Origin of the sequence: Sphingomonas sp. 66-10, from assembly GCF_001897045.1 — a bacterium.
Taxonomy (GTDB): Bacteria; Pseudomonadota; Alphaproteobacteria; order Sphingomonadales; family Sphingomonadaceae; genus Sphingomonas; species Sphingomonas lycopersici.
Map to the genome: position 1 here is coordinate 85,756 of NZ_MKRR01000150.1, position 11,286 is coordinate 97,041.

At 68.7% G+C, this 11,286-nt stretch carries 9 protein-coding genes; 8 read left to right on the forward strand and 1 reads right to left on the reverse strand.

The window, feature by feature from the left end; all coding sequences use genetic code 11:
- The 4 genes from BGN95_RS23250 to BGN95_RS23265 all read left to right on the forward strand — a co-directional run.
- Positions 1–981 (forward strand): EscU/YscU/HrcU family type III secretion system export apparatus switch protein (locus tag BGN95_RS23250; RefSeq protein ID WP_286774153.1); only part of this gene is annotated, 981 nt, incomplete at its 5' end.
- 181 nt (positions 982–1,162) lie between these two features.
- Complete coding sequence (gene fliD / locus BGN95_RS23255) at positions 1,163–2,680, forward strand: flagellar filament capping protein FliD (protein ID WP_265270545.1); 1,518 nt, start codon at positions 1,163–1,165, stop codon at positions 2,678–2,680.
- A gap of 1 nt (position 2,681) precedes the next feature.
- Positions 2,682–3,080 carry a flagellar export chaperone FliS gene (locus tag BGN95_RS23260; protein ID WP_265270544.1) on the forward strand — a complete coding sequence of 133 codons (399 nt, stop codon included), beginning with the start codon at positions 2,682–2,684 and terminating at the stop codon, positions 3,078–3,080.
- A gap of 226 nt (positions 3,081–3,306) precedes the next feature.
- Positions 3,307–3,876 carry an HNH endonuclease gene (locus BGN95_RS23265; protein WP_179512810.1) on the forward strand — a complete coding sequence of 190 codons (570 nt, stop codon included), beginning with the start codon at positions 3,307–3,309 and terminating at the stop codon, positions 3,874–3,876.
- A gap of 110 nt (positions 3,877–3,986) precedes the next feature.
- On the opposite strand, the gene BGN95_RS23270 is transcribed toward BGN95_RS23265, so the two are convergent.
- A complete protein-coding gene (locus tag BGN95_RS23270; protein ID WP_286774154.1) occupies positions 3,987–7,787 on the reverse strand; it encodes a hydantoinase B/oxoprolinase family protein in 3,801 nt (1,266 codons plus the stop codon).
- 285 nt (positions 7,788–8,072) lie between these two features.
- Between BGN95_RS23270 and BGN95_RS23275 the strand changes: the two genes are divergently transcribed.
- From BGN95_RS23275 to BGN95_RS23290, 4 genes are read left to right on the forward strand one after another with little or no spacing between them, the layout of a single operon-like run.
- A complete protein-coding gene (locus BGN95_RS23275) occupies positions 8,073–8,573 on the forward strand; it encodes a winged helix DNA-binding protein (protein ID WP_179512812.1) in 501 nt (166 codons plus the stop codon).
- Positions 8,574–8,583: 10 nt separating this feature from the next.
- Positions 8,584–9,252 (forward strand): DUF969 domain-containing protein, encoded by a 669-nt coding sequence (locus BGN95_RS23280; protein WP_265270539.1) that lies wholly within the window; start codon positions 8,584–8,586, stop codon positions 9,250–9,252.
- Positions 9,249–10,211, forward strand: a complete 963-nt coding sequence (locus BGN95_RS23285) for a DUF979 domain-containing protein (protein ID WP_286774155.1) — start codon at positions 9,249–9,251, stop codon at positions 10,209–10,211. The genes BGN95_RS23280 and BGN95_RS23285 overlap by 4 nt, the downstream gene beginning before the upstream one ends.
- On the forward strand, positions 10,208–11,218 hold the full coding sequence (locus BGN95_RS23290) for a DUF2891 domain-containing protein (RefSeq protein ID WP_286774156.1): 1,011 nt from the start codon (positions 10,208–10,210) through the stop codon (positions 11,216–11,218). Before BGN95_RS23285 ends, BGN95_RS23290 begins: the two co-directional genes overlap by 4 nt.
- The last annotated feature ends 68 nt before the right edge of the window (positions 11,219–11,286 follow it).

The window sequence follows — 11,286 nt, forward strand, 5'->3', positions numbered from 1 at the left end:
GCGTCGCTGCTCCGCGCGTGCAAGGCGGTGATGGCCGCGAGCCTCAGCTTCGGGCGCGGCGACGTCGAGGATTTCCACCCGTGGCGCCCGCTCGCCGAAGCGGGGGGGGAACTCGCCCCCGCGCTCGGCGCCCTGTTCGCGATCACCGTCGTCGCGGCGGTGCTGAGCCAGGGCGGGCTCGGCGCGCTGCGCTTCAACGCCTCGCTGCTCGCGCCCAAGGGATCGCGGATCAACCCCGCATCGGGGCTCAAGCGCATCCTCGGCCCGACCGGGTGGATCGAACTCGGCAAATCGCTGCTCAAGGTGGTGCTGCTCGGCGCGATCGGCACCTGGCTGCTGATGTCCTCGTCGCACGCGATGTTCGGTCTCGCCGCCTCGAACGTCGAGGTGGCGGTCGGCGCGCTGGGGGGCACGCTGACGCATATCCTGATCGTCATGGCGCTGGGGCTGGTCGCGATCGCGATGCTCGACGTGCCGGTCCAGCTGATCCGGCTGCTCGGCAAATTGCGCATGACCAAGCAGGAAGTGAAGGACGAGCATAAGGAGACCGAGGGCAATCCCGAACTCAAGGGCCAGATCCGCGCCAAGCAGCGCGCGATGCTTTCCCGCTCGATGAAGAAGGCGCTCGCCTCGGCGCATGTCGTGCTGACCAACCCGACGCATTTCGCGGTCGCGCTGCGCTACGATCGCGGCAACGATCAGGTGCCGGTGGTGGTCGCCAAGGGGCGCGGCGCGACCGCACTCGCGATCCGCGAAATGGCCGGCGATTATGCGGTGCCGGTGCTCGAATATCCCCAGCTCGCCCGCGCGGTCTATTACACCAGCCGCGAAGGGCAGGAGATCCGCGACGACCTCTATCTCGCGATCGCGACGGTGCTGGCGTTCGTGTTCAACCTCGACGCCGAAATCGCCGGGCGCCGGCCGCCGACGATCGACGTGCCGGAGACCGCGCGGTTCGACGAAAATGGCGTGAAGGTCTGACCCCCCCTCCCCGTTCGCCCTGAGCTTGTCGAAGGGCTGTCCTTCTTCCGAGGAAGAAAGTGCAGGGCTTCGACAGGCTCAGCCCGAACGGGGAGGGGAATCGCGATTCGACGGAGGGTGATCCGGACGCAGGCGTCGAAACAGCCGTAAAGAATCGCCTCTTCCGGTCGTTTCAACAAGCATGACGACGACGACCAGCAGCACCAGCTCGACCACGTCGACCGCCAATACGGCGGCCAGCACCACCGCCAGCGTCAATGCGGGGGCCGCGCAGCAGCTGCTCAGCTCGCTCAACACGGGTTCGGGGGTCGATACCGCGGCGCTCGTCGCCTCGCTGGTCAATGCGCAATTCGCCACCAAGGTCGCCGCGCTCAACGCCAAGTCGCAGACACTGACGACGCAGATTTCGGACGTGTCGACGCTCAAGGGCTCGATCACCGATTTCGCCAATGCGCTGCAGCAGCTCGTCAAGGGTGGCTCGCTCGTCGCCCAGCCGGCCAGCTCGAACGCCAATGTGCTGAGCGTGACCCCGTTGATCGGCGCGAAGCTCAACGGGCTGAGCGGCAGCATCACGGTGAGCCAGCTCGCCAGCGCGCAGACCGCGGTCAGCACCACCCCGGTCGCCAGCGCGCAGGCGTCGATCGGCACCGGCCAGTTCACGCTGACGCTCGGCACCGCGACCTATAATGCCGACGGGTCGATGGCCACATTCGCCGCGGGCAGCGGCACGCCCGCCACAATCACGGTCGACAGCAGCGACAATACGCTCGCCGGGCTGGCGAGCGCGATCAACGCCTCGGGCACCGGGGTCACCGCGTCGATCGTCACCAATGTCGACGGCTCGGCCTATCTTTCGCTCAAGGGCGCGACCGGCGCGGCGCAGGCGTTCACGCTCACCGCGACGACCGACGACAATGGCACGCTCTCCGCGTTCAACGTCGGCCCCGGCGCCGCGATGAAGATCGCCAGCCCGGCGCAGAACGCCAAGCTGACGCTCGACGGCGTCGCGGTGGAGCGGACGAGCAATTCGATCAGCGATCTGGTCAGCGGGCTGCAGATCAACCTCAACGCGGTGTCGGCCACCCCGGTCACCTTGTCGTCGACCACGCCGACCACCGCGCTGACCAATGCGGTCAACGATTTCGTCGATACCTACAACCAGGTGTTCAGCGCGCTGAAGGCGCTGGTCGATCCGATCACCGGCGATCTGCGCGCCGATACCGCGGCGCAGAATCTGTACCGTTCGATGCGTTCGCTGACGACGCGGCAGCTGATTGCCAATCCCGCGACCGGCGCGCCCGCGACGCTCGCCGATCTGGGCGTCAACACCAATCGCGACGGTTCGCTCTCGGTCAATTCGACGACGCTGACCAATGCCATCACCAACAATCCGGCGGGGGTGGAGGCGATCTTCGCTTATGGGACGAGCAACACCGACGGCATCAACGCCGCGATGCAATCGATCCAGCTCAACGCGACGAGCATGGTCTACGGGCTCGGCGCGTCGAACACGACCTATACCGCGGCGAAGAGCGATCTCGGCAAGCAGCAGGACGATCTCACGCTCCAGCAGCAGGCGATGACCGACCGGCTGACCCAGCAATTCGCCAATATGAACTCGAAGGTCGCCGCCTATAAGTCGACCCAGGCCTATCTGCAGCAGCAGATCGACATGTGGACCAAGTCGGGCAACAACTGACATGGCCTATGCAAGCGCGCTGCTGCGCAACCCCGCCCAGACCTATCGCGAGATCGACCTCGCGGGCCGCACCAGCAACGCCGACGGCGCGGCCCTGGTGTCGCTGCTCTACGAGGAATTGATCCAGGCGCTGCGCGTCGCCGGCTGGGCCGCCGAGCGCAACCAGTTCGCCACCAAGAGCGAGCGCGTGACCCGCGCCACCGCGATCCTGTTCGCGCTGGAGGCCAATCTCGATTTCGACAAGGGCGGCGAGGTATCGAAGACGCTCGCGCGCTTCTACGCCGGCGCGCGCGCCGAGGTGATCCGCGCCAGCATCGGGCATGACGGCGCGCCGTTCCGCGCGGTGGCGGACAATATGGCGGAAATCGCCGCCGCCTGGTCGCAGGTGCGCGGGGTCTAGACGCGCTGATCTCTATGCCGTCGTCATTCCCGCCTTCGCGGGAATGACGGGAGGAAAACAGGCGGGCCTCGGCGATCAGCCCACACCTCGCTGGCTTCCATCCGTCGCGCGACTCGCGGAATCCCGCCGCGTTCGCACTTGACCGCATGATTCCCCCTCTGTCATCATCGTGTCACGGCAAGCGTCGTAAGGGCGTTCGCAACACGGTATCGAAAGGGGCGAAGGCTTGTTCCATCCCGATCTGATCCGACATCCGGACAGCTGCCCGACGCTCGTGTTGAACGCCGATTATACGCCGCTGTCCTATTACCCGCTGTCGATCTGGCCGTGGCAGACCGCGGTGAAGGCGGTGTTCCTCGATCGCGTCGACATCGTCGCGCATTATGAGCGCGAGGTGCGCAGCCCGACGCAGTCGATCAAGCTGCCCTCGGTGATCGCGCTCAAACAATATGTCCGGCCGTCGCAATTCCCGGCATTCACCCGGTTCAACCTGTTCCTGCGCGACAAATTCTCCTGCCAATATTGCGGCAGCGCGCAGCGCGACCTGACCTTCGATCACGTCGTCCCGCGTGCTTATGGCGGGCGGACGACGTGGGAGAATGTCGTCACCGCCTGCGCGCCGTGCAATTTGCGCAAGGGCGGGCGCACCCCGCGCGAGGCGGGGATGCCGTTGCATATCGAGCCGATCCGCCCGACGAGCTGGCATCTGCAGGAACACGGCCGGCGCTTCCCGCCCAATTACCTCCACGATACGTGGCGCGACTGGCTCTATTGGGACGTCGAGCTGGAGGCATAGACCTATCCCACCGCCGTTTGCCCTGAGCTTGTCGAAGGGCTGTCCTTCTTCAAGGCAAGAAAAGTGCAGGGCTTCGACAAGCTCAGCCCGAACGGGGAGGGGTGATTACCTCAAGCCCGCCCGTATCCCCCGCCGCCCGGGGTCTCGATCACGAAGCGATCGCCCGCCTCCAGCGCGACCTCGGCGCGTCCGCCGAGCAGCTCGCGCGTGCCGTCGCGCCGCTCGACCCATTGCGCCCCCGCTGCCCCGTCGGCCCCGCCGGCGAGCCCGAACGGCGCGACCGTGCGGCGCGAGGCGACGATCGTCGCGGTCATCGGCTCCAAGGCGGTGATCGCGCGCACCGCCCCGTCGCCGCCGCGCTGCCGCCCGGCCCCGCCCGACCCGCGCCGGATCGCGAACCGGTCGAGCCGCACCGGATAGCGCAATTCCAATATCTCGGGATCGGTGATGCGGGTGTTGGTCATATGCGTATGCACCGCCGAGGCGCCGTCGAAATCCGGCCCCGCGCCCGAACCGCCGCAGATCGTTTCATAATATTGGACGCGATCGTTGCCGAACAGGAAGTTGTTCATCGTCCCCTGCGACGCCGCCTCCGCGCCCAGCGCGCCGAGCAGCGCGTTGCACACCGCCTGGCTCACCTCGGTATTGCCCGCGACCACCGCGCTCCCCGGCGGGGGCGAGAGGAAGCTCCCCTCGGGCATGACGATCGTCAGCGGCGCAAGACACCCCTCGTTGAGCGGCAGATCCTCCCCGACGAGGCAGCGGAAGGCGTAGAGCACCACCGCGCGGGTCACCGCCGGCGGGGCGTTGAAATTGCCCGCGCTCGCCGCGCTGGTGCCGGTGAAGTCGATCGTCGCCGCGCGCGCCGCATGATCGACCGTCACCTTGACCGCGATCCGCGCGCCATCGTCCATCGGATAGTCGAACGCGCCGTCGCTCAGCCGGGTGATGACGCGGCGGATGCTCTCCTCCGCATTGGCCATCACATGCCCCATATAGGCGCTGACCATCCCCCAGCCGCGCGCCGCGACCAGCGCGCACAATTCGGCGATCCCGGTCTCGTTGGCGGCGAGTTGCGCCTTGATATCGGCGACATTGACGTCGGGGCTGCGCGCGGGCCAGCGCGCGCCCGCCAGCAAGGCGCGGAACTCGGCCTCGCGCAACTCGCCGCCGTCGACCAGCAGGAAATCATCGATCACCACGCCTTCTTCCTCGAGCGTGCGTGAGGTCGGCGGGGTCGAACCGGGAGTGAGCCCGCCGATATCGGCGTGATGCCCGCGATTGGCGACGAAGAAGCGGATCTCGTGGCCGCGCTCGTCGAACACCGGGGAGATCACCGTCACGTCGGGGAGGTGGGTGCCGCCGTTGAAGGGATTGTTGAGCGCAACCGCGTCGCCGGGCTTGAGCGTCCCCGCGCGGCTGGCGATCACCGCGCGCACGCTCTCCCCCATCGCGCCGAGATGGACCGGGACGTGCGGCGCATTGGCGATGAGATTCCCCGCCGCGTCGAACAAGGCGCAGGAGAAATCGAGCCGCTCCTTCATGTTGACGCTGCTCGAGGTGTTGCGCAGCACCACCCCCATCCGCTCGGCGATCCCCATGAATTGCGCGTTGAACAATTCGAGCTGGACCGGATCGGCCACCGCCGGATCGTCGCGCGCATCGAGCGCCACGGCGGCTTCGTGGTGGAGCAGCAATTCGCCTGCGCGCCCCACTTCGAGCCGCCAGCCGGGCTCGACCACGGTGGTGGCGATCGCCTCGCGGATCAGCGCGGGGCCGGCGATGCGATCGCCGGGGCGCAGGGCATCGCGATCGTGGACCGGCGCACGATGCTCGCGCCCGCTGCTCCACAGGGCGATCGTCTCCAGCGGCGCCGGCGCGTCACCGGCACGCGGAGCCAGCACCGGCATCGCCACCGGGGTACCGGGGACGATCGCCTCGACGATCACGCTCTCCGCGACGATCGCGCGGTCGGGGCTGACGAAGCCGAAGCGCGCGCGATGCGCCGTCTCGAATGCTGCGCGCATCGCGGCGAGGGTGCCCAGCGGGACGGGCAAGGCGGTATCGGTGCCGGCGTATCGCAGCCCGACGCTCACCTCGCGGCGTGCCGGCTCCTTCTCCCGCTGGTCCTGCGCGACATCCGATCCGTTCGCCCTGAGCTTGTCGAAGGGCGTCCTGTCGTTCGAGAGGTCGGGCCGCCCTTCGACAAGCTCAGGGCGAACGGTGGATGGTATGCCTTGCTCCAATTCACGCACCGCATCGTCGCCGAGCGCGTCGGCCAGCGCGGCAATCTCGGGCAGCAGCGCCTCTTCGAGCGTCCGTTCAAGCGACCGCTGGCGCATCGCCGCGCGGTCGGCGAGCCCCATGCCATAGGCCGAAAGCACCCCAGCGAACGGGTGGATCAACACCGTCCGCATCCCCAATGTCTCGGCCACCTTGCACGCATGCTGCCCCCCCGCCCCGCCGAAACATTGCAGCGCGAAACGGGTGACATCCTCGCCGCGCTCCAAGGCGACGCGTTTGATCGCGCCGGCCATATTGGCGACCGCGACCGTAAGGAAACCCTCCGCCACGTCGCGCGGCTCCTGCGCACGGCCGGTCGCCCTCGCGATCTCGGCGGCGAGATCGGCGAAGCGCGCCGCCACCGTGTCGCGATCGAGCGGCTGGTCGCCGGCAGGGCCGAAGATCGCGGGGAAATGCCCCGGCTGGATCTTGCCGACGAAGACATTGGCATCGGTGATCGTCAGCGGCCCGCCGCGACGGTATGACGCCGGCCCCGGATTGGCCCCCGCGCTGTCGGGCCCAACGCGATAGCGCGCGCCGTCGAAATGGAGGATCGACCCGCCCCCCGCCGCGATCGTCTCGATCGCCATCATCGGCACGCGCAGCTCGACCCCCGCGACCTCGGTATCGAAGGCGCGCTCGAACTGGCCGGCGTAGAGCATCACGTCGGTCGAGGTGCCGCCCATGTCGAAGCCGATCACGCGATCGAACCCCGCCGCCTCGGCGGTGCGCGCCGCCGCGACCACCCCGCCCGCCGGGCCGGAGAGGATCGCGTCCTTGCCCTGGAACGCGCGTGCATCGGCCAGCCCGCCGCTCGACTGCATGAAGGCGAGCGGGGTATCGCCGAGCGCCCCCGCGACGCGATCGACATAGCGCCGCAGCACCGGCGAGAGATAGGCGTCGACCACCGTGGTGCGGCCGCGCGCGACCAACCCGGTCAATGGGCTGACGTCATGACTGGCGGAAACCTGCGAAAAACCCGCCTCGCGCGCCAGCGCGGCGACGCGGCGTTCGGTTTCGGGAAACGCCCAGGCGTGGGTCAGCGCGATCGCCACCGCCTCGAACGCGCCCGCGTGACGCGCGAACATCGCGCGCACCGCATCCTCGTCGAGCGGGATGAGGGTATTGCCCGCGGCGTCGATCCGCCCGCCGATCTCCTCGACCGCATCGTGGAGCGGCGCGGGCAAGCGAATCGCGAGATCGAACAAGCGCGGCCGCGCCTGATTGCCGATCGTCAGCAGATCGGCGAAGCCGGCATCGACCACCAGCAAGGTCCGCGCGCCCTTGCGTTCGAGCAGCGCATTGGTCGCGACGGTGGTGCCCATCTTGACCTGTTCGATCAGGCCGGCGGGCAGGGCATCGCACGCAACACCGTCTCCGTTCACCTCACTGTCACCCCGGCGAAGGCCGGGGTCCAGTTGCGATCGGTCCGATGCTGGACCCCGGCCTTCGCCGGGGTGGTAGGCGGGGTCCAGCCCCAGCATCATGCGGATGCCGGCGATTGCGGCATCGTCATAGCGTTCGGGATTCTCGCTCAGCAGCTTGGCGGTGGAGAGCGTGCCGTCCGGCGCGCGGGCGACCAGATCGGTGAAGGTGCCGCCGCGATCGATCCAGAACTGCCAGCGCATCGATCATCTCCATTTTATCTATAAATTATCAATGATACGATGATCGATCGTTGACAAGTCGTTTTCGACGCGCGACCCTGCACCGCAGAGAGGACGACAGGGCAATCGCATGCCGGCAGAGTTCTTCGTGCCCGATCCGCAATCGCGCGAACCAACCCACCTTCGTCATTCCCGCGAAGGCGGGAATCCATTCGCGCCGAGGTTGCGGCTCGATCCGAGAGGCCAGCCAGTCTGGATTCCCGCCTGCGCGGGAATGACGGGTGCTGCGCCGGGAAGGAAAGCGATATGAAGCGCGCGATCGTCTCGTCGGCGCATCTTGCCGATGGCGCCGCCCCGGCGCTGTCGGAGCTCGAATTCAGCCTGACACTGGCCGCCACCGCCTATCAGCGCTGGCTCGCGCGCTGCGCGCTGGCGGCGGGGGCGCAATTGTCGCCGATCGAGGTGCTGATCCTCCACACCGTCCGCCACCGCGACCGCCCCAAAAGGCTCGGCGACATCACGCTCGTGCTCGATATCGAGGATACCCATCTCGCCACTTATGCGATCCGCAAGCTGGAGAAAGCCGGGTTCGTCGAGACGCGGCGGCAGGGCAAGGAGAAGCTGGTCGTCGCGACCGAGGCGGGGGTCGCCTTCTGCGACGCCTATCGCGCGGTGCGCGAGCGGCTGCTCGCCGATGCGGTAGCGCACGAGGGACCGGGGGACACGGCGCTGTCCGACGCCGCCGATCTGCTGCGCCGCATCTCGGGCCAGTACAATCAGGCGGCGCGCGCCGCCGCGACGCTGTAGGGCGCGCGCGATGCTGGTCCTGTCGGGGATCGTCATCATCGTCATCGGCTTCGCGCTGGGGATCAACCCGCTGCTGGTGGTGACGATCGCCGCCTTCGCTAGCGCGCTCGCCGCCGGGCACGGGCCGATCGAGGTGATCGGGATGATCGGCAAGGCGTTCGTCGACGGGCGGTTCCTCGCGGTGGCGTGGCTCGCGCTGCCGACGATCGGGCTGCTCGAACGCGCGGGCTTGCGCGATCATGCCCGCGGGCTCGTCCAGCGGCTGCGCGGCGCGACGACCGGGCGGGTATTGCTCGGCTATCTCGCGCTGCGCCAGCTCACCGCCGCGCTCGGGCTCACCTCGCTCGGCGGGCATGTCCAGATGGTCCGCCCGATCGTCGCGCCGATGGCCGAGGGCGCCGCCGAACGGGGCGACCCGACCGCGCTCGACCCCGAGACGCGCGACACGATCCGCGCCAATGCCGCGGCGGTCGACAATATCGGGCTGTTCTTCGGCGAGGACGTGTTCATCGCGATCGGATCGATCCTGCTGATCCGTGCGGTGCTGGAGCAGAACGGGATCATCGTCGCGCCGCTGCATGTCGCGGTCTGGGCGATCCCGACCGCGATCGCCGCTTTCCTCGTCCACGGCACGCGGCTGTTGCTGTTCGATCGCCGGCTGAAGGCGCGGCGGCAATGATCGGGCTCGACGCGCTCGGCGTCGTATCGGGGCTGCTCCCCGCGGCGGTAGCGGTGCATCATGCGCTGCATCGCGAGACGCGCGACTGGTGGCGCAGCGCGGCTTTCTGGGCCTTGTTCGCGGCGAGCCTGATCGCGGGGCCGTGGCTGCCCGATGTGGCCAACGGGATGATCGTGCTGGCGATGGTCGCGCTCGCCACCGCGGGATTGCGCCCCGCCCCCGTCCGCACGACCAGCGCGGCGGAACGCGCGGCGACGGCGAAACGCCTCGGCTCGCGGCTGTTCCTCCCTGCCCTGTGCATCCCGGCGGTGACGCTCGCCGGCACCTTGCTCCTCCCCGACGGCAAGGTCGCCGGCGTCGCGCTGATCGACCCCAAGCAAGTGACTCTGGTATCGCTCGCCGCGGGCGCGATCGTCGCGCTGGGCCTTGCGATCCGCCTGACCGCCGCGCCGCGCAGCGCACCCGCCGCCGAGGCGCGCCGCCTAACCGACGCGATCGGCTGGGCGATGATCCTGCCGCAGATGCTCGCCGCGCTCGGCGGGATCTTCGCCGCCGCCAATGTCGGGCAATGGATCGCGATGGGCGCGACGACGATCATGCCGCTCGATATCCCGTTCGCCGCGGTCCTCGCTTATTGCCTCGGCATGGCGCTGTTCACGATCGTGATGGGCAATGCCTTCGCCGCTTTCCCGATCATGACCGCGGGGATCGGTCTCCCGTTCCTGATCCATCATTTCGGCGGCAACCCCGCGCCGGTTGCGGCGCTCGGGATGCTCTCGGGATTTTGCGGGACGCTGATGACCCCGATGGCGGCCAATTTCAACATCGTCCCAGTCGCCGCGCTCGAGCTCAGGGACCGCCACGCGGTGATCCGGGCGCAGATCCCGACCGCACTGATCCTGCTCGGCGTCAATATCGCGATCATGGCGCTGTCCGTCCTTCCCGGAACACCCCGATGACCTACGACCTCACCGCCGACCACGCCGCCCGCTTCGCGCGCATCGCGCTGGGCCACGTCACCCGCGAATACCCGCACAAGGCCGATCATGTGATGACCGGCGACGCGGATGTTTACACCCCGCGCGCGGTCCACCCGATCTTCTACGGCAGCTTCGACTGGCATAGCTGCGTCCACGGTTACTGGCTGCTCGCCCGCGTGCGTCGCCTCTTCCCCGATCTCGCCGAGGCAGCGGCGATCGACGCCTTGTTCGCCGATGCCTTCACCCCCGCGAAGGTCGAGGCGGAGCGCGCCTATCTCGACCGCCCCTCGGCGCGCGGCTTCGAGCGGCCCTACGGGTGGGCGTGGCTGCTGATGCTCGCGGCGGAGCTGGTGCAGGCCGGGTCGCCGCACGCCGCGACCTTGCGCCCGCTTGCCGACGCGTTCGTCGCGCGGTTCCGCGATTTCCTGCCGCTGCTGACCTATCCGGTGCGCGCCGGGCAGCACGCCAATACCGGCTTCGCCCTGGTGCTCGCAGTGCGTTATGCCGAGGTGGCCGGCGACACGGCATTGCGCGGCCTGCTCACCGAGCGCGCGCACGGCTGGTTCGGCGCCGATCGCGACGCGCAGGCGTGGGAGCCGAGCGGCGAGGATTTCCTCTCGCCGATCCTGATGGAAGCGACCGCGATGGCCGCGCTGCTGCCGCGCGCCGCCTTCGCCCAATGGTTCGCCGCCTTCCTGCCGCGCGTCGCGGCGCGCGAGCCCGCCGCGCTGTTCACCCCCGCGACGGTCAGCGACCGCAGCGACGGCAAGATCGCGCATCTCGACGGGCTCAACCTCAGCCGCGCCTGGGCCTTCCGCCCCCTCGCCGCCACGATCGACGCCCCCGAGACGCAGGCGATCCTGCGCGATGCCGCCGATCGCCACCTCGCCGCGTCGCTCGATGCGGTCGCGGGGGATTATATGGGCGAGCATTGGCTGGCCAGTTTCGCGCTGCTCGCGCTGGGCGATCGGCCGGCATTGTCCTGATCCTCTTTGGACCCTAAGGGCCGGGCGAACAGGAGGGACTATCCGATGCGCAAGACCGTCATGATGCT

What these genes read in the sequence shown, in the direction of transcription:
- fliD (WP_265270545.1), top strand. Translation starts at nt 1,163, where the DNA reads ATGACGACGACGACCAGCAGCACCAGCTCGACCACGTCGACCGCCAAT.
- BGN95_RS23260 (WP_265270544.1), top strand. Translation starts at nt 2,682, where the DNA reads ATGGCCTATGCAAGCGCGCTGCTGCGCAACCCCGCCCAGACCTATCGC.
- BGN95_RS23270 (WP_286774154.1), bottom strand. Translation starts at nt 7,787, where the DNA reads ATGCGCTGGCAGTTCTGGATCGATCGCGGCGGCACCTTCACCGATCTG.
- BGN95_RS23275 (WP_179512812.1), top strand. Translation starts at nt 8,073, where the DNA reads ATGAAGCGCGCGATCGTCTCGTCGGCGCATCTTGCCGATGGCGCCGCC.
- BGN95_RS23280 (WP_265270539.1), top strand. Translation starts at nt 8,584, where the DNA reads ATGCTGGTCCTGTCGGGGATCGTCATCATCGTCATCGGCTTCGCGCTG.
- BGN95_RS23285 (WP_286774155.1), top strand. Translation starts at nt 9,249, where the DNA reads ATGATCGGGCTCGACGCGCTCGGCGTCGTATCGGGGCTGCTCCCCGCG.
- BGN95_RS23290 (WP_286774156.1), top strand. Translation starts at nt 10,208, where the DNA reads ATGACCTACGACCTCACCGCCGACCACGCCGCCCGCTTCGCGCGCATC.